General features: G+C 71.7%; 21 protein-coding genes. 2 read left to right on the forward strand and 19 right to left on the reverse strand.

What is annotated here, in order from left to right:
* The 9 genes from H537_RS51595 to H537_RS0128200 form a co-directional block, all read right to left on the reverse strand.
* Nucleotides 1-514, reverse strand: a 514-nt coding sequence (locus H537_RS51595) for a tripartite tricarboxylate transporter substrate-binding protein (protein WP_259375247.1), incomplete at its 3' end; no start/stop codon positions are given.
* A gap of 101 nt (nucleotides 515-615) precedes the next feature.
* On the reverse strand, nucleotides 616-1,881 hold the full coding sequence (locus H537_RS0128165) for a phenylacetate--CoA ligase family protein (RefSeq protein WP_029000527.1): 1,266 nt from the start codon (nucleotides 1,879-1,881) through the stop codon (nucleotides 616-618).
* Complete coding sequence (locus tag H537_RS0128170; protein ID WP_029000528.1) at nucleotides 1,874-2,167, reverse strand: hypothetical protein; 294 nt, start codon at nucleotides 2,165-2,167, stop codon at nucleotides 1,874-1,876. Before H537_RS0128170 ends, H537_RS0128165 begins: the two co-directional genes overlap by 8 nt.
* A gap of 24 nt (nucleotides 2,168-2,191) precedes the next feature.
* On the reverse strand, nucleotides 2,192-2,998 hold the full coding sequence (locus tag H537_RS0128175; RefSeq protein WP_029000529.1) for an ABC transporter ATP-binding protein: 807 nt from the start codon (nucleotides 2,996-2,998) through the stop codon (nucleotides 2,192-2,194).
* Between the two features lie 98 nt (nucleotides 2,999-3,096).
* Entirely contained in the window at nucleotides 3,097-4,443 is a 1,347-nt protein-coding gene (locus tag H537_RS0128180; RefSeq protein WP_029000530.1) for an ABC transporter substrate-binding protein, read from the reverse strand.
* 85 nt (nucleotides 4,444-4,528) lie between these two features.
* On the reverse strand, nucleotides 4,529-5,605 hold the full coding sequence (locus tag H537_RS0128185; RefSeq protein ID WP_029000531.1) for a branched-chain amino acid ABC transporter permease: 1,077 nt from the start codon (nucleotides 5,603-5,605) through the stop codon (nucleotides 4,529-4,531).
* 19 nt (nucleotides 5,606-5,624) lie between these two features.
* Nucleotides 5,625-6,554, reverse strand: coding sequence for a branched-chain amino acid ABC transporter permease (locus H537_RS0128190; RefSeq protein ID WP_029000532.1), 930 nt, complete (start codon nucleotides 6,552-6,554; stop codon nucleotides 5,625-5,627).
* A gap of 70 nt (nucleotides 6,555-6,624) precedes the next feature.
* On the reverse strand, nucleotides 6,625-7,482 hold the full coding sequence (locus H537_RS0128195) for an ABC transporter ATP-binding protein (RefSeq protein ID WP_084150995.1): 858 nt from the start codon (nucleotides 7,480-7,482) through the stop codon (nucleotides 6,625-6,627).
* Nucleotides 7,482-9,428, reverse strand: coding sequence for an AMP-dependent synthetase/ligase (locus tag H537_RS0128200; RefSeq protein WP_029000534.1), 1,947 nt, complete (start codon nucleotides 9,426-9,428; stop codon nucleotides 7,482-7,484). Before H537_RS0128200 ends, H537_RS0128195 begins: the two co-directional genes overlap by 1 nt.
* Nucleotides 9,429-9,555: 127 nt before the next feature.
* Here H537_RS0128200 and H537_RS0128205 point away from each other — a divergent pair, with 127 nt between their 5' ends.
* Both H537_RS0128205 and ydiK read left to right on the forward strand, forming a co-directional pair.
* On the forward strand, nucleotides 9,556-10,287 hold the full coding sequence (locus H537_RS0128205; protein ID WP_029000535.1) for a Crp/Fnr family transcriptional regulator: 732 nt from the start codon (nucleotides 9,556-9,558) through the stop codon (nucleotides 10,285-10,287).
* 64 nt (nucleotides 10,288-10,351) lie between these two features.
* Nucleotides 10,352-11,464 carry an AI-2E family transporter YdiK gene (gene ydiK, locus H537_RS0128210; protein ID WP_043460372.1) on the forward strand — a complete coding sequence of 371 codons (1,113 nt, stop codon included), beginning with the start codon at nucleotides 10,352-10,354 and terminating at the stop codon, nucleotides 11,462-11,464.
* Between the two features lie 30 nt (nucleotides 11,465-11,494).
* Here ydiK and H537_RS0128215 read toward each other — a convergent pair whose 3' ends face one another.
* The 10 genes from H537_RS0128215 to gspI form a co-directional block, all read right to left on the reverse strand.
* On the reverse strand, nucleotides 11,495-12,496 hold the full coding sequence (locus tag H537_RS0128215; protein WP_029000537.1) for an AAA family ATPase: 1,002 nt from the start codon (nucleotides 12,494-12,496) through the stop codon (nucleotides 11,495-11,497).
* A gap of 201 nt (nucleotides 12,497-12,697) precedes the next feature.
* Entirely contained in the window at nucleotides 12,698-13,918 is a 1,221-nt protein-coding gene (gene gspF, locus H537_RS0128220) for a type II secretion system inner membrane protein GspF (RefSeq protein ID WP_029000538.1), read from the reverse strand.
* Between the two features lie 40 nt (nucleotides 13,919-13,958).
* Nucleotides 13,959-15,377: a type II secretion system ATPase GspE gene (gspE, locus tag H537_RS0128225; protein ID WP_029000539.1), complete on the reverse strand. Its 1,419-nt coding sequence runs from the start codon at nucleotides 15,375-15,377 to the stop codon at nucleotides 13,959-13,961.
* Between the two features lie 32 nt (nucleotides 15,378-15,409).
* Entirely contained in the window at nucleotides 15,410-17,806 is a 2,397-nt protein-coding gene (gene gspD, locus H537_RS0128230) for a type II secretion system secretin GspD (RefSeq protein ID WP_156901989.1), read from the reverse strand.
* Nucleotides 17,807-17,808: 2 nt separating this feature from the next.
* Entirely contained in the window at nucleotides 17,809-18,594 is a 786-nt protein-coding gene (gspN, locus tag H537_RS0128235) for a type II secretion system protein N (protein ID WP_051243485.1), read from the reverse strand.
* Between the two features lie 92 nt (nucleotides 18,595-18,686).
* A complete protein-coding gene (locus tag H537_RS0128240; RefSeq protein ID WP_238446828.1) occupies nucleotides 18,687-19,202 on the reverse strand; it encodes a type II secretion system protein M in 516 nt (171 codons plus the stop codon).
* Nucleotides 19,199-20,440, reverse strand: a complete 1,242-nt coding sequence (gene gspL, locus H537_RS45990; RefSeq protein ID WP_043460374.1) for a type II secretion system protein GspL — start codon at nucleotides 20,438-20,440, stop codon at nucleotides 19,199-19,201. The genes H537_RS0128240 and gspL overlap by 4 nt, the downstream gene beginning before the upstream one ends.
* Before the next feature lie 100 nt (nucleotides 20,441-20,540).
* Nucleotides 20,541-21,581 carry a type II secretion system minor pseudopilin GspK gene (gspK, locus tag H537_RS0128250; RefSeq protein ID WP_043460376.1) on the reverse strand — a complete coding sequence of 347 codons (1,041 nt, stop codon included), beginning with the start codon at nucleotides 21,579-21,581 and terminating at the stop codon, nucleotides 20,541-20,543.
* Complete coding sequence (locus H537_RS0128255) at nucleotides 21,578-22,216, reverse strand: type II secretion system protein GspJ (RefSeq protein WP_051243397.1); 639 nt, start codon at nucleotides 22,214-22,216, stop codon at nucleotides 21,578-21,580. Before H537_RS0128255 ends, gspK begins: the two co-directional genes overlap by 4 nt.
* A gap of 5 nt (nucleotides 22,217-22,221) precedes the next feature.
* Entirely contained in the window at nucleotides 22,222-22,581 is a 360-nt protein-coding gene (gspI, locus tag H537_RS0128260; RefSeq protein ID WP_084150998.1) for a type II secretion system minor pseudopilin GspI, read from the reverse strand.

The following is a 22,581-nucleotide window of genomic DNA, read 5'->3' on the forward strand; positions in this document are numbered from 1 at the left end:
CCATCTTCAGGCTCTGCTGGAACAGCAGCCCGCACAGGTGCGAGGCAGCGCCCAGGCCGGCGTGCGCCAGGTTGACCTTGCCCTGGTTGTCCTTGAGCCACTTCTGCAGCTCGGCCCAGTTGTTGGCCGGCAGCCCGGACTTGCCGATCACGGTCATCGGCACCTCGTTGATCAGGCCCAGGTACTCGAAGTCCTCCACGGGCTTGAACGACAGGCTGCGGTACAGCGCCGGCGAGGTCGCCATGCCGACGTGGTGCAGCAGCAGCGTGTAGCCGTCCGGCGCGGCCTTGGCGACCTTGGCCGCACCCAGCGTGCCGCCGGCGCCGCCGACGTTCTCGATGACGATCGTCGCCTTCAGCGGGCCGCGCAGTGCCTCGGCCAGGTCGCGCGCGACCTTGTCGGTGGGTCCGCCCGCGGCGAAGGGCACGATGATCGTGACGGGCTTCTCGGGGTACTCCGCCAGCGCGGCCGAGGTGGCGGCCAACGCCATGGTGGCGAACAGGAACTTCTTCATGGGGACTACCTCAGGATGAGAAACGGCAGGCCGCGGTGGCTGGGAAAGTCCGCCGCGCGTCGGTTGCGTATCGGTCGCGGCGGCGGCAACTTGAGCCAGCCTCACTCGTAACGGCGGCTGTCCTCGATCACTTTGCCGTCATTGGGCAGGCTGCCCGGCGTGCACAGCTCCACCTCGGCCCTCAGCTTCGTGACTTCACGCACGCTGGCTGCCAGCAGTTGAGCCAGCTCCTGCGCCTGGGGTTCCGTGACTTCCGCGCGCAGCAGCAGTTTTTCCGCCGCCGGCTCGCCGCTGACGACCAGCCGCAGCCGCCCCAGCCCCGGATGGCGCTGCGCCACCTGCGCCAGCTGTCCCGGGTGCACGAACATGCCGCGCACCTTGGTCGCCTGGTCCGCGCGGCCCAGCCAGCCGCGCAGGCGCACGTTGCTGCGCCCGCTGGGGCAGGCGCCCGGCAGCACGGCCGAGAGGTCGCCGGTGCCGAAGCGGATGAGCGGGTAGTCGGGGTTGAGCGTGGTCACCACGACCTCGCCGATCTCGCCCTCGGCCACCGGCTCGCTGCCGCCGGGCTGCACGATCTCCACGATCACGCCTTCGTCCACCACCAGCCCCTGGCGCGCGGCGGTCTCGTAGGCGATGAGCCCCAGGTCCGCCGTGGCGTAGCACTGGAAGGCCTGCACGCCGCGCGCGGCGAACCACGCCTGCAGCGAGGGCGGGCAGGCCTCGCCGCTGACCAGTGCCTTGGTGAGCTGCGGCAACGCGGTGCCTTGCTCCGCCGCCCGCTCCAGCAGGATCTTCAGGAAGCTCGGGGTGCCGACGTAGCCGTGCGCACCCAGCTCGGCCAGGGCCTGCAGCTGCAGCTCGGTGTTGCCCACGCCGCCGGGAAACACCGTGCAGCCCAGCGCGTGGGCGCCGGTCTCCATGATCGAGCCTGCCGGCGTGAGGTGGTAGCTGAAGCTGTTGTGCAGCAGGTCGCCGCTCCTGAAGCCCGCGGCGAAGAGCGCGCGCGCCATGCGCCACCAGTCCGGCGCCGTACCCTCGGGCTCGTACAGCGGCCCGGGCGACTGGAACACGCGCCGCGCCCCGCCGGGGCGCGGCAGGCCGTTCCAGCCGATGGCGGCGAAGCCGCCGAAGGGGTCGCCGTGGCGGCGCTCGCGCTGGCGCTGCAGCAGCTCGGACTTGCGCAGCACCGGCAGCTGCGCCAGCGCCGCGCGGCTGCCCACGTCCTGCGGCTGCACGCCGGCCAGCAGCTCGGCCGCGGCGCTGCTGTGCGCCTGCGCGCGGGCCACCACCTGGGGCAGCGCCGCCATCAGCGCCGCTTCGCGCGCGCCCGGATCGCGCGTTTCCAGCGCGTCGTAGAACTCACTCATCCCGGTCTCCCCAGCGTGCGAGCTCACGTTTGAGCTCGGCGACGAAATCGCGCAGCGCGGCGCCGTCCTTGATGCTCTTCTCAATCCATTGCGGGCTGCGGGCCGGCTCGCGCACGCGGGCCGCCTTGAGCGCCGCGCCGTCGAGCGCCACGCGCGCCACGGGCTGGCCGCGGCGTTCGAAGCGGCCCTCGCGCTCCGTCAGGCCCAGGCCGCGCAGCTCGCGCTGCAGGCGCTGCAATCCCTCCTCGGGCTTGAAGGGGGGCGGGGCGAAGATGTCGTCGCTCATGGCGCAGCTCCCGTGCTGCGGGCGTCAGGCCAGCCAGCGCTTGCGGCGCTTGTAGCTCTTGACGTCCTTGAAACTCTTGCGGTCGCCGCCGCCCACGCCGAGGTAGAACTCCTTGACGTCCTCGTTCTCGCGCAGGGCCTTGGCCTCGCCGTCCATGACGATGCGGCCGCTTTCCATGATGTAGCCGTAGTCGGCGTAGCGCAGCGCCATGTTGGTGTTCTGCTCGGCCAGCAGGAAGGTCGTGCCCTCCTTGGCGTTGAGGTCCTTCACGATCTCGAACACCTCCTCGACGATCTGCGGCGCCAGGCCCATCGAGGGCTCGTCGAGCAGCACCATCTTCGGGTTGGCCATCAGCGCGCGGCCGATGGCGCACATCTGCTGCTCGCCGCCGGAGGTGTAGGCCGCCTGCGAGCCGCGCCGCGTTTTCAGGCGCGGGAAGTAGGCGTAGACCTTCTCCAGCGTCTGCGCCACCGAGGCCTTGCCGTCGCGCCGGGTGTAGGCGCCGGTCATGAGGTTCTCCTCGATGGTGAGGTGCGCGAAGCAGTGCCGCCCCTCCATCACCTGGATCACCCCGCGCTCGACCATGGCCGCGGGCGTGAGCTTCTCGATGCGCTCGCCGCGCAGCTCGATGGTGCCCTTGGTGACCTCGCCGCGCTCGCCTTCGAGCAGGTTGGAGATGGCGCGCAGCGTGGTGGTCTTGCCGGCGCCGTTGCCGCCGAGCAGCGCGACGATGCGGCCTTCGGGTATCTGCAGCGACACGCCCTTGAGCACCAGGATGACGTGGTTGTAGATGACCTCGATGCTGTTGACGTTGAGCAGCGGTGGGGACATGGCGGAAGGGGGCAGGGTGGTTGGCGGGAGGCTCCCGCCCGGGCCGGGCCCGGACGGAAGCCTTTCAGGGCCTGGGCGGCCTCAGGCCGTCAGGCGCATCAGGCGCCGCTCTGGCAGTCCTCGGGCGGACGGCGGGTGAGCTTCTTCTCCGCGGCGTACTTGTCCGCGGCGGCCTTCACCAGCGGCTTGGAGATCTGCTCGTCGGCCTGGTACCAGTCGGAGCTGAAGTTCCACTTGCTGCCGTCCCAGGTGTGCACGCGCACCCAGCTGGAGCCCATGTGGTCGGTGCAGGAGGTGCTCAGCGGGCGCATCACGCCCGAGAGGCCCAGCGCGTCGAGCTTCTTCTGGTCCAGCGACAGGTTCTCCAGGCCCCAGCGCACCTGCTCGGCCGTCATGACCTTGCCCTTGCCGAAGCGCTCCTGGGCGCGGCGCACGGCCTCCACGCCCAGCATCTGGATGATCACGCCGCGCATGTACAGCACCGAGCCGACCTCGTCGCGCGGGCCCGAGCCCTGGCCCTTGTCGTGCACGTGCTTGAGGATGTCCTGCACCACCTTGAACTGCTGGCCCGACGGGTTGAGCGCCAGCGCGCTGTAGCCCTTGGCGCCTTCGCCCACGTCCTTCACGTCGGGCTCGGCGCCGGCCCACCACACGCCGAACATCTTCTCGCGCGGGTAGCCCGTGGCCTGCGCCTCCTTCAGCGCGGTGGAGTTCATCACGCCCCAGCCCCACAGCAGCACGTAGTCCGGACGGCTCTGGCGCACCTGCAGCCAGGCCGACTTCTGCTCCACGCCCGGGGCCGTCACGGGGATGAGCTGCAGGTCGAAGCCGTGCATCTTGGCGCGCTCCTGCAGCAGCGGGATGGGCTCCTTGCCGAAGGGGCTGTCGTGGTAGACCAGCCCGATCTTCTTGCCCTTGAGCTTGTCCAGGCCGCCTTCCTTCTTGCCGAGGTGCTGGATCAGCGCGTCGGCGCCGGTCCAGTAGCTGCCCATGAGCGGGAAGTTCCACTTGAACACGCCGCCGTCCTGCGAGGCCGCCAGGCCGTAGCCCAGCGTGATCAGCGGGATCTTGTCCGTGGGCGCCTTGTCGGTCAGCGCGAAGGTGATGCCAGTGGACTGCGGGTCGAAGAGCGTGTTGGTCTTGCCCTTGAGCCGCTCGTAGCACTCCACGCCCTTGTCAGTGGCGTAGCCGGTCTCGCACTCCTCGAAGGCGATCTTCACGCCGTTGATGCCGCCATCGCGGGCGTTGATCATCTTCAGGTAGTCCTGCTTGCCGTTGGCCCAGGGCGTGCCGTTGGGCGCGTAGGCGCCGGTACGGTAGACCAGCAGCGGGAAGAACTGTTCCTTGGCCTGGGCCTGGGCGTCGGTGCTGCCGAAGGTGCCAGCCAGCGTTGCGGACACGGCCGCGGCGGCCAGGGCGAGCGAACGGATGCGGGAAAGCTTCATGACAAGTCTCCTCTGGAGTTGCGGCGCACTCTAGGGTGCGGTGTTCAGGACGGTTGCCGAAGGGAGCGCGCGAAGAAGGCGCGCCTCAGTGCGGGAAGGGCCACAGGCGCAGCTTCTCCTTGGCGGTGGACCACAGCCGGGCGATGCCGTGCGGCTCCACGATCAGGAAGAAGACGATGAGGCCGCCGAAGATCATGAATTCGAGGTGGCTCAGCACGGCGGTGTCCACGTGCAGCCCCACCAGCGCGCCCAGCGTGGGCAGCGTGTTGGTCAGCACGATGGGCAGCACGACGATGAAGGCCGCGCCGAAGAAGCTGCCCATGATCGAGCCCAGCCCGCCGATGATCACCATGAACAGCAGCTGGAACGAGCGGTCAATGTTGAAGGCCGCCGGCTCCCACGAGCCCAGGTGCACGAAGCCCCACAGCGCGCCGGCCACGCCCACGATGAAGGAGCTCACCGCGAAGGCGCTGAGCTTGGCGTACACGGGGCGAATGCCGATCACGCTGGCCGCCACGTCCATGTCGCGGATGGCCATCCATTCGCGCCCGATGGCGCCGCGCACCAGGTTCTTGGCCAGCAGCGCGAACACGCACAGCAGCGCCAGGCAGAACAGGTACTTCTGCACCGGCGTCTCCAGCGGCAGCCCGAACAGGTTCAGCCCCGCCACGCTCACCGAGCCCGAGGACGAGCCGTTGGTCACCCAGCCCAGGCGCAGGCAGGCCCAGTCCACGAAGAACTGCGCCGCCAGCGTCGCCACCGCCAGGTACAGGCCCTTGATGCGCAGCGAGGGGATGCCGAAGAGCACGCCCACGGCCGTGGCGCTCAGGCCCCCGCCCAGCAGCGACAGCAGCAGCGGCATGCCTTCGAAGCGCACGTGGAAGTTGTAGGCCGCGTAGGCGCCCACGGCCATGAACGCGCCCGTGCCCAGCGAGATCTGCCCGCAGTAGCCCACCAGGATGTTCAGCCCCAGCGCGGCCAGCGCCAGGATCAGGAAGGGGATCAGCACGGCACGGAACAGGTACTCCGGCGCCACCGCCGGCACGGCGACGAAGGCCAGCGCGACGAGGGCCAGGATGGCCCAGCGGTCCTGTGCGATCGGGAAGATCTGCTGGTCGGCCTGGTAGCTGGCCTTGAACTGGCCGTTCTCGCGGTAGAGCATGGTTCTTCTCCTTGTAGGCTCAGACGCGGTCGATGATCTTTTCGCCGAACAGGCCCTGCGGGCGCACCAGCAGGAACAGCAGCGCCAGCACGTAGGCGAACCAGATCTCGATGCCCCCGCCCAGCAGCGGGCCGATGTAGACCTCCGAGAGCTTCTCGCCCACGCCGATGATCAGCCCGCCCAGGATGGCGCCGGGCACCGAGGTCAGCCCGCCCAGGATCACCACCGGCAGCGCCTTGAGCGCCACCAGCGACAGCGAGAACTGCACGCCCAGCTTGGAGCCCCAGATGATCCCGGCCACCAGCGCCACGAAGCCCGCCACGGTCCAGACGATGATCCAGATGCGCGACAGCGGGATGCCGATGGACTGCGCCGCCTGGTGGTCGTCGGCCACCGCGCGCAGCGCGCGGCCCGTGCCCGTCTTCTGGAAGAACAGCGACAGCACCGCCACCAGCGCCGCGGCGATCAGCGCGGCGTAGAGGTCCTCCTTGTTGAGCAGCACGCCGCCCTCGAAGAAGCTCTCCAGCACGAAGATCGGGTCCTTGGGCATGCCCACGTCGATCTTGTAGATGTCCGAGCCGAAGAGCGTCTGGCCGAAGCCGTCGAGGAAGTAGGTGATGCCCAGCGTGGCCATCAGCAGCGTGATGCCCTCCTGGTTCACCAGCTTGCCCAGCACCAGGCGCTCGATGGCCCAGGCCACCGCCGCCATCACCGCCAGCGCGCAGCCGAAGGCCAGCAGGTTGGCCAGCAGCCGGCTCTCGAAGCCCAGCAGCTTGGGCAGCCACTCGGCGAAGCGCGCCATCGCCAGCGCCGCGAACAGCACCATCGCGCCCTGCGCGAAGTTGAAGACGCCGCTGGCCTTGTAGATGAGCACGAAACCCAGCGCAATCAGCGCGTAGAGCATGCCGGCCATCAGCCCGCCGGTGAGCGTTTCCAGAAAGAAGCCCATGGTCTCCTCGATGCGTGGTGTCCGGTGCGCCGCGCGCACGGCGCGGCCCGGGAGCTTGTCGTTGTGGTCGTCAGTGCGAGGTGCCGAGGTAGGCGCGGATCACGTCCTCGTTGCGCCGCACCTCGTCGGGCGGGCCGTCGCCGATCTTCTTGCCGTAGTCGAGCACCACCACGCGGTCGGAGATGTCCATCACCACGCCCATGTCGTGCTCGATCAGCACGATGGTGGTGCCGAACTCGTCGTTGACGTCCAGGATGAAGCGGCACATGTCCTGTTTCTCCTCGACGTTCATGCCCGCCATGGGCTCGTCGAGCAGCAGCACCGAGGGCTCCATCGCCAGCGCGCGGCCCAGGTCCACGCGCTTCTGCAGCCCGTAGGGCAGGCGGCCCACGGGGGTCTTGCGCCAGGGCTGGATTTCCAGGAAGTCGATGATCCGCTCCACCGCCGCGCGGTGCTCCATCTCCTCGCGCTGCGCCGGGCCCAGCCTCAGCGCCTGCTGGAACAGGTTGCTCTTCATGCGCAGGGTGCGCCCGGTCATGATGTTGTCCAGCACGCTCATGCCCTTGAACAGCGCGAGGTTCTGGAAGGTCCGGGCCACGCCCGCCTCGGCCACCTGGCGCGGGTTCATGTTGCGAAAGCTCTGGCCGCGCAGCGTGATGGAGCCTTCCTGCGGCTGGTACACGCCGTTGATGCAGTTGAGCATCGAGCTCTTGCCGGCGCCGTTGGGGCCGATGATCGAGCGGATCTCGTGCTCCCGCACGTCGAAGCTGATGTCGGTGAGCGCCTTCACGCCGCCGAAGCGCAGCGTGATGTGGCTCACCGCCAGGATCACGTCGCCGATGCGCTTGCCCGGCGCGGGCTCCAGCCCGGGCGGGGTCAGTGCGGTGTCGGGCTGGGCGAGCAGCTCAGAGCTGACGATGGCGTTCATCAAGCGGCCCTCCGGGCAACGGGGTAGGTCTTGGCCTCGGCGATGCGCAGCGTGGCGCTGACCACGCCGCTGCGTCCGTCCTCGAACTTCACCGGGGTTTCGATGTACTGGCTCTCGCGCCCGTCGAAGAGCGCCTGCACCAGCGGCGCGTAGCGCTCGGCGATGAAGCCGCGGCGCACCTTGCGCGTGCGCGTGAGCTCGCCGTCGTCGGCATCGAGCTCCTTGTGCAGCACCAGGAAGCGGTGCACCTGGCAGCCCGCGAGCTGCTCGTCGCGTGCGAGGTCGGCGTTGATCTGCTCCACGCAGCCGCGGATGAGTTCCAGCACCTGCGGCTTGCTCGCGAGGTCGGTGTAGCCGGTGTAGGGCAGGTTGCGGCGCTCGGCCCAGTGGCCCACGGCTTCCATGTCGATGTTGACGAAGGCGCACACCCGGTCGCGCCCGTCGCCGAAGGCCACCGCCTCTTTCACGTAGGGGAAGAACTTCAGCTTGTTCTCCACGTACTTGGGCGCAAACATGGCGCCGTCGAAGTCGCCGCCCTTGAGCCGGCCCACGTCCTTGGCGCGGTCGATGATCTTCAGGTGCCCGCCGGCGTCCAGGAAGCCGGCGTCGCCGGTGCGGTACCAGCCGTCCTGCATCACCTCGGCCGTGGCCTGCGGGTTGCGGAAGTAGCCCTTGAGCAGCCCCGAGGACTTCACCTGCACCTCGCCGTCGGCGGCAATGCGCAGCTGCACGCCCTCGATGGGCACGCCCACCGTGTCGGCGCGCGCCTCGTTGTCGGGCTGCAGGCACACGAACACCGCCGTCTCGGTGGAGCCGTAGAGCTGCTTGAGGTTGATGCCGATGGCGCGGTAGAAGCTGAACAGGTCCGGCCCGATGGCCTCGCCGGCGGTGTAGGCCACGCGCACGCGCGACATGCCGAGCTGGTTGCGCAGCGGGCCGTAGATGCACAGGTCGCCCAGCTTCCACGCCAGCCGGTCCGCCAGCGGCAGCGGCAGCGGCTTGCCGTCCATGCGGTCCGGGCCCACGCGGCGCGCCAGCTTCATGAAGCGCTCGAACAGCCAGCGCTTCACGCGCCCGGCGTCCTCCATGCGCACCATCACGCTGGTGAGCAGGCCCTCGAACACGCGCGGCGGCGCGAAGTAGTAGGTGGGCCCGATCTCCTTCATGTCGATCGCGACGGTCGCGGCCGACTCCGGGCAGTTCACCACGTAGCCGCAGGCCAGCCACTGCGCGTAGCTGAAGATGTTCTGGCCGATCCACGCCGGCGGCAGGTAGGCCAGCACCTCCTCAGCGTCGCTGAGCTTGTCGAAGCGCGCGCCGGCCTGGGCGCGGTCCAGCAGCGAGGCATGGGTGTGCACCACGCCCTTCGGGGTGCCGGTGGTGCCCGAGGTGTAGAACATCGCCGCCGCGTCATCGGGCTTCGCCTGCGCCACCTCGGCGTCGAAGAAGTGGGGATGCTGCTGCGCGTGCGCGCGGCCTGCCTCGGCCAGGGCGTCCAGCGAGGCCAGGCCCGGCTCGCGGTAGTTGCGCAGGCCGCGCGGATCGTCGAACCACAGCCGCTGCAGCTGCGGGCACTGCGCCCGGATCTCCAGGAACTTGTCCACTTGCTCCTGGTCCTCCGCCACCACGAAGCGCACCTCCGCGTTGCGCAGCGGGAACACGAACTCCGCCGCCACCGCGTCCTGGTACAGCGGCACCGGAATGGCGCCCAGCGACTGCGCCGCCAGCATCGAGGCGTACAGCCGCGGCCGGTTCTCGCCGACCACGATCAGGTGCTCGCCCCGCTGCAGCCCGGCCTGCGCCAGGCCATGCGCCAGCGCGCGCACCAGCGAGGCCAGATCGGCCCAGGTCAAGGTCTGCCAGATGCCCAGGTCCTTCTCGCGCAGCGCAGCGGCCTGCGGGCGACGGGCGGCATGTTCAAGCAGCAAGTGAGGAAAAGTCGTCAACGGCGTCTCCTGGCGGCAGGCCCCGCAATCCCGTGATTGCGAAGTGCGCGAATTCTGGGCGGCGCTTTGACGCCAAGTTGTCGCGACGGCGACAATCTGCGGGTCTGTCCCCAAAGGGGTTTCCCGCATGGTCCTTCGTGATCTGACGCCCGCGGCCTCGCTGCTTTCCCGCTCGCGCACGCCGAGCCCGCAGGACCTGCAAGGCATCCACTGGCTGCCGCGGCTGGAGCCCGAGGCGCGCAAGCTTGCGCTGTCTGCGCTGCGCGTGGTGGAGGTCGAGCCCGGCGAGCTGGTGTGCCGCATGGGGCGCCCGCCGGCCTACTGGTTCGGCGTGGTGGACGGCCTGCTCAAGATCAGCAACGACAGCCTGATGGACCTGCCCGTGACCTACACCGGCGTTCCTTCGGGCGGCTGGTTCGGCGAGGGCACGGCGCTCAAGCGGGAGGTCTACCGCTTCAACGTGCAGGCGCTGCGGCGCAGCGTGCTGGCCGGGCTGCCCATCGACTGCTTCGACCGGCTGTTGGAGAGCAGCCTGGGCTTCAACCGCTTCCTGATGCAGCAGCTCAACGAGCGGCTGGGCCAGTTCATCGCCGCGCGCGACATCGACCGGCTCTCGCAGCCCGACGCGCGCGTGGCGCGCAGCCTGGCGGCGCTGTTCCACCCGGTGCTCTATCCCGGCGTGGGCGAGCTGCTGCGCATCACGCAGCAGGAGCTGGCCTACCTGGTGGGCCTGTCGCGCCAGCGCGTCAACCGCGCGCTGCGCGCCATGCAGGCCGCGGGCGTGATCCGCATCGAGTACGGCGGCGTGCGCGTGCTGGCGCTGGACAAGCTGCGCAACTACGGGCCGGCGCTGGACTGACGAAGCCGTCAGGAGCGCTGGTTAGCATCCCGCCGCCGCGCCCGTTACTGCCGCCCTGACACCGATGCCCCCGTCCCCGCCCGACCTGCCACGCGCCACGCTCGGCGTACTGTTCATCGCGACGTTGATCGTGGGCTCGCTGTGGATCCTGCGGCCCTTCCTGGGGCCGGGCATCTGGGCGGCGATGCTGGTGGTCTCCACCTGGCCGCTGCTGCTGCGCGTGCAGCGGCGGCTGTGGAACCGGCGCTGGCTGGCGGTGACAGTCATGACGCTGCTGCTGGTGCTGCTGCTGGTGCTGCCCCTGACGCTGGCCGTGGGCGCGCTGGTGTCGCACATCGACCAGATCGGCGAGGGCGTGCGCGCGCTCACCGACTGGCGGCCGCCGCCCAGGCCGCCGGCCTGGCTGGCCGGGCTGCCCTTCATCGGGCCGCAGCTCACCCGCGCCTGGGCCGAGGCCGTTTCGATGGGCGTGGGCGGGCTGGTGGCCATGCTCACGCCCTACGCCGGCAACGCCACGCGCTGGCTGCTGACAGAGGTGGGCGGCGTGGGGCGGCTGTTGCTGCAGTTCCTGGTCACGACCGTGCTGGCGGCGGTGATGTACGCCGTGGGCGAGCGCTGGGCGGCGGCGCTGCGGCGCTTCGCGTGGCGGCTGGGCGGGGACCAGGGCGAGGCCGTGGTGGAGCTGGCGGGCCAGGCCATCCGCGGCGTGGCGCTGGGCGTGGGGCTGACGGCGCTGCTGCAGGCGCTGCTGGCCGGCGTGGGCCTGGGGCTGGCCGGCGTGCCGCTGGCCGGGCTGCTGACCATGCTGATGTTCATGCTGTGCATCGCGCAGTTGGGCGCGCTGCCGGTGCTGCTGCCCGCCACTGCCTGGGTGTTCTGGCAGGGCCACACGGGCTGGGGCGTGTTCCTGCTGGTGTGGTCGCTGGTGGTCACGACCATGGACAACGTGGTGCGCCCGGTGCTCATCCGCCTGGGCGCGGACCTGCCGCTGCTGCTGATCTTCACCGGCGTGGTGGGCGGGCTGCTGGCCTTCGGGCTGGTGGGCATCTTCATCGGCCCGGTGGTGCTGGCCGTGGCCTACACGCTGCTCGACGCCTGGGCGCGGCAGGGGACGGCGCTGCCGGGCGCCACGCCGGCGCTGCCGCCCCAGCCGCCGCGGGAGCCGCCCGCGGCCTGAGAGCCGACGGGCGCCGCCGCGGCGCGCCCGCTACTGCGTCACGAAGCCGATGGGCGCGCGCTTCGGCGCCGCGCCGGGCAGGTCCGCCGGCTCGATGTGGTCGCGTCCGGCCAGGCGGGCGTTGCCGAAGGCCGTCATCCAGGTACGGCGCATCTCGCGCGGCGCCATCGCCGCCAGCCGCTCCAGCACCTCCGGCTGCGGCTCAGGCTCGAAGCGCCGGCCCCAGTCGTGCGCGGTGCGGATGCCCTCGTACAGCCGCAGCGCGATGCAGCGCGCCGCCTCGTGGTCCGGCGGCTGCACCTCGTACACGTTCATGCGGTTGAGGATCGGCTCGGGGATGCAGCGCTCGTCGTTGGCCGTGGCGATCCAGATCACCTGGCTCGCGTCGATGGGCACCTCGGCGAATTCGTCGGTGAAGCTGTGCGCCGTGTCGTGCTCCAGCAGCCCGTAGAGCGCGCCCAGCGGGTCGTAGGCCTGCTCGGCGCGGGCCTTGTCGATCTCGTCCACCACCATCACCGGGTTGGCGTAGGCGCCGTCCACCAGCGTCTCGAACACCTTGCCCGGGCGCGCGCCCTTCCACTGGCTGGAGGCGCCGCTGAGCACCCAGCCCGCCGTCAGCGAGCTCATCGAGATGAAGCCCAGCCCCGTGGCCAGGAGCTGCGACACCGCGCGCGCGAAGTGCGTCTTGCCGATGCCCGGCGGGCCCAGCAGCAGCATGGGCGTGATCTCCAGCGCGTCGCGGCTGTCGTGGCACAGCGCGAGCTGGCGCCGCACGTCGTCGAGCACCTCGCGGAAGTTGGGCAGCTCGTCGTAGAGGTGCTGCATCGCCGGCAGCCCCGAGGGCTTCACCTGGAAGCGCTCCGGCCCCTTTTCGAGCATGCGCTCGTAGGTGCTGCGCAGGTGCTCGTGCTCGCGCGGGGGCAGCTTGGTCAGCCGCCGCTCCACTTCTTCCAGGCGGTAGAGGCTGCGCAGGCTGGCAATGGGAATGCCGCTGGCAGGGGAAGGAACGAGATCGGTCGATGGGGCAGCCATGGAACACCTCCTTGCACTTCGAGGCGCGCGGACCACATCTGACCGCCATCCAGCGCGGAAGGACCGTGCCGCTGCGCCTTTTGCCTGAATTTAAGCAAGAGGCGGGCCCAGCAGGAAAGGCCCATCGGTCACTGATGGCGTGCCGTCTTCACGCTCCAGGCCGGGTTGCGCGGGGGAGGCCCGCCACGCACCACGCTGGGGCTACTTGACCCAGGTGTTGAGCTGGATGATGGGCAGCAGCACCGCCAGCACGATGAGCATGACGATGCCGCCCATGCCCACGATCAGCAGCGGCTCCAGGATCGTGGCCATCGCCATCGCGCGGCGCTGCACCTCGGCGCCCAGCTGCGCGGCGGCGCGGCCGAGCATGCGCGGCAGCTCGCCGGTCTGCTCGCCCAGGCGCGCGAACATCGACAGCAGCCCGGGGAAGCGCTTCTTGGCCGCCAGCGCCAGCGCCAGCGGCGCGCCCTCGCGCACCTGCACCAGCGCATCCATCGCGTCGGCGCGCATGGCCTGGTTGGACAGCGTCTCGGCCGCCGCCTGCAGCGCCTTGAGGATAGGCACCCCCGCGCCGGCCAGCATCGCCAGCGTGCCGGCGAAGCGCGCCGCGTTGTAGCCGCGCGAGAGCCGTCCCAGCAGCGGCAGCCGCAGCCAGGCGGCGTCGAAGCGCTCGCGGAAGGCCGCGTTGCGCAGCGCGAAGACCAGCCCGATGCCCCCGGCCACCATCAGCGCCAGCACCAGCCAGCCCCAGTTGCGGGTGAAGTCGCTGATGGCCAGCATCGCCACCGTCAGCGCCGGCAGCGCGCGCTTGGAGCTGGTGAAGACCGAGGCCACCTGCGGCACCACGTAGGTCACCAGGAACACCACGATCACCACCGCGATCAGCGACACGATGGCCGGGTACAGCGTCGCGCCGATGAGCCGCGCGCGCAGTGCCTGGCGCTCCTCCAGGTCGTCGGCCAGCCGCTCCAGCACCGTGCCCAGCGCGCCGCTCTGCTCGCCGGCGGCGACCACGGCGCGGTAGACGTCGTCGAACTCGCGCGGGGCGCTGGCCAGCGCGCGCGCGAAGGCGGCGCCGGCGTTGACCTCGCTGCGCAGGTGCGCCACCAGCTCGCGCTGGCGCGGGTCCTCGGCCTCGTCGGCCAGCGCCGTGAGCGCGCGCTCCAGCGGCAGCCCCGAGCCCACCAGCCCGGCGAGCTGGCGCGTCCACACCGTCAGCGCCGTGCTGCCGAACACGCGCCCGCGCCAGCGCGCCAGGCCCGTGGGCCCGCCGTCCGCGCCGGCAGCCACGGGCTGCACCTGCAGCGGCACCAGCGACTGCGCGCGCAGCTGCGCCCGCGCCGCGCGCGCGTTGTCGGCTTCCAGCAGCCCGGTGCTGGTCTTGCCGCTGGCGGTCAGGGCCTCGAAACGGTAGGCGGGCATGTCAGGGACCTATGGGGTTTCAGCGTTTTCCGGAATCGCGCTACTCGCGCGTCACGCGCAGCACTTCCTCGGGCGAGGTGATGCCCTGGGCCACCAGGCGCTCGCCGTCCTCGCGCATGGAGCGCAGCCCCGCGGCCTCGGCGGCGGCACGCATCTGCGCCTCGGGCGCGCGGCCGTGGATCAGCCCGCGCACCTGCTCGTCGGCCACCATCAGCTCGTACACGCCGGTGCGGCCGCGGTAGCCGCTGTGGCCGCAGGCCGGGCAGCCCACCGGGTGCCAGCGGCCCAGGTCGTCCTGGCGCTTGCAGTCCGGGCACAGCTTGCGCACCAGGCGCTGCGCCAGCACGCCCAGCAGGCTGGAGGACAGCAGGAAGGGCTCCACGCCCATGTCGGTCAGCCGCGTGACGGCGCTGGGCGCGTCGTTGGTGTGCAGCGTGGCCAGCACCAGGTGGCCGGTGAGCGAGGCCTGGATGGCGATCTGCGCCGTCTCGTAGTCGCGGATCTCGCCGATCATGATCACGTCCGGGTCCTGGCGCAGGATGGCGCGCAGCGCCTTGGCGAAGGTCAGCTCGATGCGCGCGTTGACCTGCGTCTGCCCGATGCCCGGCAGCTCGTACTCCACCGGGTCCTCCACCGTGAGGATGTTGGTGGTGCTGGTCTCCAGTCGGCCCAGCGAGGCGTAGAGCGTGGTGGTCTTGCCCGAGCCGGTGGGGCCGGTGACCAGCACGATGCCGTGGGGCTGGTGCACCAGGCGGTCGAAGGTGCTGAGCACCTCGCCGTCCATGCCCAGGCCTTCCAGGCTGAATTTCGCCTCGCCCTTGTCCAGCAGGCGCAGCACCGCGCGCTCGCCGTGCGCGCTGGGCAGCGTGGAGACGCGCACGTCGATGGCGCGCCCGCCGATGCGCAGCGAGATGCGCCCGTCCTGCGGCAGCCGTTTCTCGGCGATGTCGAGCTCGGCCATGATCTTCAGGCGCGAGATCAGCGCCGCGTGCAGCGCGCGGTTGGGCTGCACCACCTCGCGCAGCGTGCCGTCCACGCGGAAGCGCACCGAGGAGCTGCGCTCGTAGGGCTCGATGTGGATGTCGCTGGCGCCGTCCTTGGCCGCCTGCGTCAGCAGCGCGTTGAGCATGCGGATGATGGGCGCGTCGTTGGCGGCCTCCAGCAGGTCCTCCACGGCGGGGAGGTCCTGCATCATGCGGCTCAGGTCCACGGCGCTCTCGACCTCGCCCACCACCGCCGCGGCGCTGGACTCGCCCCCGGCGTAGGCCGCGGCGATGCGCTGCGACAGCGTCGCGGTGGCCTCGCGCTCGAAGCTGCCGACCTCGTAGAGCCGCAGCACTTCCGACAGCGCCGTCGCGGGCGTGGTGTCGGCGCTCCACAGCGTGAGCTGGCTGCCGTCGCTTTCGAGCAGCAGCGTGTTGGACTTGGCGTAGGCGTAGGGCAGGGGATAGCGACCCATGGCGGACCTCGGTACTGCGATAGGGTTGGACTTCAGCGCTGCTGCAGCGTCTCCACCTGCGGCTCGGGCACGGGCTGGGGCTGCGCCGCCGGGGGCGGCCCCGATTCGCCCAGCGGGCTGGGCGGCGCACCGGCGGGCGGCTGCACCGGGGCGGGCTGCGGCGGCGTGCCCGAGGTCGGGCGCACGGGCTGGATGGGCGAGCCGCGTCCGGGCACCTGGGGCTGCGCGGGCAGCACCGGCGCGTCGTTGACCGGCGTGACGGCGCTGGGCGTGGGCTGGTTGCTGACCTGCATGGCGCGGATGGCGTCATAGCGGTCCAGCGACAGCGCCTGGGCGTCGCTCTGGTTGCGCAGCACCACCGGGCGCAGGAACACCAGCAGGTTGCTCTTCACGCGCTGGCGGTTGCGGCTCTTGAACAGGCCGCCCACCACCGGCAGGTCGGCCAGGCCGGGCACGCGGTCCTCGCCGTCGGCGTACTCGTCGCGCATGAGGCCGCCCAGCACCAGCACCTGGCCGTCGTCCACCACCACGGTGGTCTCGATCGAGCTCTTGTCCGTGGTGGGGCCGTTGCTGGTGGTGGCGCCCGGCACCACGGCGGAGTTCTCCTGGAAGATGCTCATGCGCACCGTGCCGGCCTCGCCGATCTGGCTGCGGATGCGCAGCGTCAGGCCCACGTCGCGCCGCTCCACGGTCTGGAACGGGTTGATCGCGCCGGTGCCGGTGCCGGTGTTGGTGAAGGTGCCGGTGACGAACGGCACGTTCTGGCCCACCACGATCTTGGCTTCCTCGTTGTCCAGCGCCACGAGGTTGGGCGTGGACAGCACGTTGCCCCCGACCTCGTTCTGCAGGAAGTTGGCCAGCGACACCAGCGTCACCACGCCGTTGACCCGGCGCACCAGACCGACGTTCAGGCCGTTGCCGGGCAGCGAGCCGGTGGAGCCGCTCGACGTGGTGCCGCCCGTCAGGGCGTTGACGCCCTGGATGATGTTGAAGACGTTGTTGTTGGCGTAGTTGGTGCCGGAGTACAGGAAGTTCTTGTCGCCTTCCTTGCCCAGGATGCCCTGCCACTGGAAGCCGAACTGCGCGGCCTTGGTGGCGTCCACGCGCACGATCATCGACTCGACGTAGATCTGGGCGCGGCGCGAGTCGAGCTGGTCGATCACGGCGCGGATCTGCCGGTACATCGGCTCCGGCGCGGTGATGATCAGCGAGTTCGTCGCCGGGTCGGCCTGCACGAAGCCGCCGGTGCTGGGCTGCGCCGTGGCCTGCACCGGCGCCGTGGCCTGGGCCGACATCCCGGTGCTGGTGCTGCTGCCGGAGCCGGTGGCGCCGAAGCTGGTCTGCTGCACCGCGGGCTGCTGCGCCGCGGTCGGCACCGCCCCGCCGCCCACGGCGGCCGCCCCGCCCACGCCGCCGGCGCCCGTGCCCGCCTGGGTCTGCGCCGCGAAGGCCGCGCGCAGCACCGTGGCCAGGCGCACCGCGTCGGCGTTCTTGAGGTAGACGACGCGGATGTTGCCGGCGTCGCTGCCCTCGCTGGGACGGTCCAGCTTGTCCACGAAGGCGCGGATCTGCGACAGCCGCGCCGGGCTGGCCGCGCGCACCAGCAGCGAGTTGCTGCGCGGATCGGCCAGCACCGAGGTGCCGGCGCCGCCCGCGCCCGGCACCGCGGCCTGCGCCGCGCCGGCGACGCCACCGCCGCCGTCGGCCAGGCGCTGCACCAGCGTCACCACGTCGCTGGCCACCGCGTAGCGCAGCGGGATGATCTCCACGTCGGTGCCGGTGGGCTGGTCCAGCGCGGCAATGATGCGGCCGATGCGCTGCAGGTTGTCCGCGTAGTCCGTGACCACCAGGGTGCTGGTGCTCGGGTTGGCGTTGATGGTGTTGTTGGGGCTGATGAGCGGACGCAGCACCGCCACCAGGTTGTTCGGGTTCTCGTGGTTGAGCCTGAAGATCTGCGTGAGCACCTGGTCGCCGCGCTGCGTCGGCGGCCCCACCGAGACGGTGCCGGCCTGCAGCTTGGCGTCGGCCTCGGGCACCACCTTGAGCAGCCCGCCGCTCTCCACCACCGTGAAGCCCAGCCCGCGCAGCTGCGCCAGGTAGTTCTGGTAGGCCTGGCGCACCGTGAGCGGCTGCTCGCTGTAGAGCGTGATCTGGCCGCGCACGCGCGGGTCCACCAGGATCTGCCGGTCCACCATCGCCGCGATGGCGCGCGTGACGGCCTCGATCTCGGCGTTGACGAAGTTCAGCGTCACCGGCGTGCGCGAGTTCAGCGCCGGGCCCGAGGGCACGGCCGGCGCGGGCTGCTGGGCCTGGGCCCACAGCGGCGGCGGCAGCAGCATCGCGGCCAGCACGGCGCAGGACACGGGCCGCGCCAGGGGAAAGCTCGGGCGCCGGCGCGGCGCGACGGCGGAGGAGGGGCGCATCTTCATGCTCATCCGATCGTGATGATGGCCCGCGCACCTTGGCGCCGGCCGATGATGTTCACCAAATTGTTCAGGGCGGCCTCGCTGCCCTCGGCAGCGCGGGCCTCGCCGTTGAAGCGCAGCCGCGAGCCGGTCCACTGGCCCTGGCCCGAGAGCTGCAGCGCTCCCTGCAGCGTGGACAGCTCCAGCATGGTGGCCTGGCCCGTGCCCTGGATCTGCAGCCGGTAGCTGCCCAGCGGCTGCAGCGTGGACAGCCGCGAGGACACGCCCAGCAGGTCGAACTGCGCGTTGCCCTGCATCGTCGTGCGGCCCTGCACCATCTCGAACTGCAGGCCGGTCGAGTTCAGGTTCAGCAGGCCGCCGAGCTGCAGCGTGTTCCAGGGCGTGCCCAGGCCGCTGAGCCAGGCCGCGGGCCACTGGCCCAGCCGGCCGTCGCTCGGGGGCTCCAGCGTGGCGCGCAGGCGCCCGAAGCCCGGCTGCAGCCGCAGCAGGATCGGGCGCGCCATGCAGCAGTCCTGGCGCACCTGCAGCGCCGCCTGCAGCCCGGCCGGGCGCAGCGTCCACTGCAGCCGGCCGGGCAGCAGCACGGCGTCCTGGCTGTCGGGGCCGGCGCTGAGCACCAGCGCCGCGCTGCCGTTCCAGACCGTGCCGCGCGCCTGTACCAGCAGCACGCGCTGGCCGCTGGCCGAGGCCAGCCCCTGCGCCAGCCAGGCCGCCGGCGCGAACACCGCCAGCGCCACCAGGCCGCCGGTCAGCGCGCCCCACAGCGCCCAGCGCCGGCTGGCGCGCAGCATGCGCTGCCAGGCCTGCGCCGTCAGCGCGGCTTCCGCCTGCGCCAGGGCGCTGGCACGGGCCGGGCCGCGCCGCGGCCAGCTCAGGCCGCGCCTCAAGACGCGCTCCCCAGGGCCAGCACCAGGCTGCCGCTGAAGCCCTGGCCCGCGCGCGTGAGCTGCACCTCCACCGGCCGCGCGCGCGCGCCGCTGCGCACTTCGGCCAGGAAGTCGCGCAGCTGCTGGCCCTCGATGCCGGTGAGCGTGAGCGTGGCGCGCTCGCCCGCCACCGTGAGCTTGGCCCGGTCGCCCAGGCGCTGCGCGGCCGAGCGCAGGGCTTCCAGGCTCTGCGCCGGCGCCACCGGCGCGGTGCCGCTGAGCTCGCGCGCCTCGGCGGCCAGGCGCTGCATGCGCTGCAGCTGCGCCTCCAGCCGGTCGATCTCCACCGGTGCCTCGCGCAGCGTGCGCAGCGCCGGCTGCACCAGCAGCAGCCACAGCAGCAGCACCCCCAGCAACGCGCCCAGCACGCTCAGCAGCCGGCGCTCGCGCGGGGCCAGGGCGCGCCAGCGCGCGCGCAGCATCTCGCGCCCGACCCGCAGGCGCTGCAGTTGTTCGTTGGCCGTCGCGTTCATGCCCCGCCCTCCGGACGCAGCGTGAGCCGGCCCTCGGCCGACTCCACCACCCAGCCGCCGGGACGCAGCTGGGCCTTGAACTGCTCGATCTCCTGCGGGCTCCAGCCCGCGGCCGGCAGCGTCAGCCGCCCGGGCTCGTAGCGCAGCCCGTCCAGCGCCGGGCGCCCCTCGGGCCAGGCCAGCGCGGCGGCCGAGAGCAGCGATTCGAAGTCCGCGTCGCCAGGGCGGCCGGCGGCGGTGCGCAGCGCCTGCGTCTCGCGCTCCATCTGCAGCGGCGCGTCCAGCACCGCGCGCACCTGCGGGAAGGCCCCGCGCAGCACCTGGTCCATCGCCTGCCGGCGCTGCTCGATGCCCGAGCGCAGCTGCCACGCGTTGAGGTTCATGCCCAGCAGCTGCACCCCGGCCAGCGCCACCAGGCCCCAGCGCACCGGGCGCCAGGGCGGGCTGCGGAACTGGCGCCAGGCGTCGCGCAGCGCCAGCATGCCGCGGTGCTGGGGCATCAGCTCGAACTGGCGCAGGTTCCACAGCGAGCGCGCCGCTTCGAGCATGCGCTCCTCGTCGCTGAGCAGCTGCACCGGCGTGCCCAGCCAGCGCTCGGCCTCGGCGGCGGCGGCGGGGGAGGCGGTCCAGCGTGGCGGGGTTTCGCCGGCCTGCCAGCGCGCCAGCAGCTGCCGCGCCAGGCTGCCCTGCAGCCGCAGCGCGGTCACGCCGTCGGCGTCGCACCAGGTCAGCCGCAGCGGGGCTTGCGGATCGTCGCCCGGCACGGTGCTGAAGTGGCCGTGGGGCAGGGTGGCATCGGGCCAGGCCGCGGGCAGCACGCGCTCGACCAGCAGCCCGGCGCCTTCGAGCACCGCCAGCTGCGACGCCAGCCAGGGGCGGTGCGTGGCGGCGATCCAGGTCGGCTCGCCGGGCGTGGCCTTGGGCGCCAGTGCCAGGTGCACCACTTCCGGCTCCTCCAGCAGCGACTCCTCCAGCAGCCCCAGCAGCGCCGCGCGCAGCTTGGCCGCCGGGGCCTTGGGCAGCGTGGCGCGCAGCCAGCTGCAGTCGGTGTCGGCCAGCACCGCCAGCACCGTGTCGGCCCGCGGCAGCAGCGCGGCGGCGCAGCGGCCGCTGCTGCCCACGGCCAGCCCGTCGGGGCTCAGGACGTAGGCGAAATCCCCGCCGCCGCGCGGCGCCGCGGCGCCGTCATCGGCGCTCAGGCGCTCGCGGGGCGGGATCTGGACGACAAGGATGGACATGGATGGATCGAGGCTATCGGGTTTGCTGCATTGCGATGATTGGACGGTGCCCGCGCCGGCGCACGGGGCGGCAGGCTACCGCAGTTGCGTAACCGCCACGTTAACGGAGCGCAGCGGGATCGGCGGTGACGTTGATGCGCTCGCGCCGCAGGACGGGCAGATTGTTCGGTCCCGTGCCGTTGCGCTCCACCAGCGAGCGCTCCACCAGCACCTGGTCGCCCAGCCGCAGCCGGCCGCGCACTTCGAAGTAATTGCTTTCGACGCTCAAAGCGTTGGTCAGCCAGTTCGTCTGCACCGGGGTGGCAGTCGGGCCCAGCGCCTGACTCACGGCCGTGCCAAGGGTGCTCTGCTCGTAGGGCCGGTGCTCGCGCTGCTGTACCAGCACCTGGGCCGCCCCCATGCCGTTCGTCGGGATGACGGCGGCCAGCACTTCCCGGGGCGCGGTGTTGACGTTGACCTTGGTGGGCTGCGGCAGCAGCGTGACCCACGGCGCGAGCTTGGCGCGGGCCGCCTCGTCCAGCCCCAGCCAGCCGAGCTGGTCGAAGCTTTGCGGCCACAGCAGCGCCTGCGGGTCGTTGTTCAGGACCAGGGCCAGCTGGCTGGCGATCTGGAGCGCGAGGGTCGGCGACACCAGCGCCGTGCCCAGCAGCCGCTGCAGCACGGCGACCTGGTCCTTGTCGGGCACGAAGGGGGTGCTGGTGGTGGTGCCCGAGCCGAGGCTGGTGGTGGCCTGGGTCACCAGGTTGCGCAGGTTGAAGCGCGACTGCGCATCGGTGATGTCGCCGGAGAGGAAGGCCTCTGGGCCGTCGTCGGCATTGGTGCTGCGCTCGGCAGCCAGGAAGGTGGACAGCCGCGCCTCGGCCAGCGGCACGGACCAGGGCTCGCCCAGATGGTCCACCTTGCTGGTGCGCGCATCTTCCCGAAGGATCAGCCGCGCCCAGTCCAGCGCGCCGTTGAGGATCCAGGCCGACTGCGTGCGCGCGCGCTCGGCCGCCTCCACCTCCACCGCGCGCCACTGCTGCCACACCATGCCCGCGGCCAGCGTGGTCACCACCGTCACCAGCACCATTGCCACCAGCAGCGCAGCGCCTGACTGGCGTGGTCGTCGCGCCGGGGCGCCGAGGCTGTGGCGCCGCGTCATGGCTGGGCCCCCAGGGCGATGCTGCGCGTGATCGTGCCCTCGCGCGGCTGCGTGAGTGTGAGCACCACGCGCACGCCCCGGATCTGGCCGGCCGTGCCGGCGCTGGACTGGCAGTTGGTCCAGGCGTTGCCGCGGAAGAAATAGATCTGCATGCCGGTGGCGCCTTCGAGCAGGCGCAGCTGCCCGGTCTCGTTGCCCAGCAGCTGCTGGCTGCGCAGCCACTGCTCCTGCAGCTCGCCGGCGCGCTGGACCGCGGGGCTGGCCCAGCGCAGCCACAGCGGGCTGCGCAGCTGCCACGCCACCATCTGCACGCCGCCTTCGGCCACGCGGGTCAGGCGCAGCGTCGAGCCGTCGCAGGAGAGCGCCGGTACCGGACCGCCACCGCCGCTGCTGCCGGCGCTGCCCGCGGTGCCGGCGCTGGCGTCGGGGTCGTACAGCGCCTGCAGGTCCGCCTCGAGCTGCGCGACCACGGTGTTGATGCGCTCGGTGGTTTCCAGGTTGGCCTGGGTGGCCTCGCGCGCACGCGCCAGCCCGTCGATGCCGCGCCAGGCCAGGCCGGCCATCACCGACATCACCAGCAGCGCCACCAGGACCTCCACCAGCGTGAAACCGCCCGCGCGTGCGCGTCCTCGCATGGTCGTCATCTCGACAGGATGGTGGAGATCACCAGCAGCGTCTGGCCGGATTCGTCGCTGACCACCGCGTCCACGCGCCGGAAGTTGGGATTGGGCGTCTGGCGCACCTTCTGAAGGCCGTTGTAGCGGCGACCGAGCTGCTCGCAGGCGAAATCGGTATCGCCGATGCCGGGGAAGGCGCGCTGCAGGCGCTGCTCGGTGAGCTGGTTCTGGGCGCACCACTGCGCGGCGCTGACCTCGGCCAGGCGCTGCGCGTTGTTGCCCAGCGCGCCCGCGGCCTTCATGCCCGCGCCCAGCGCGATGGCCACGATGGCCAGCGCCACCAGCACCTCGATGAGCGTGAAGCCCCGGGCAGCGCGCTTCAT

This window comes from Azohydromonas australica DSM 1124, from assembly GCF_000430725.1.
In the GTDB taxonomy this organism is placed as follows: domain Bacteria; phylum Pseudomonadota; class Gammaproteobacteria; order Burkholderiales; family Burkholderiaceae_C; genus Azohydromonas; species Azohydromonas australica.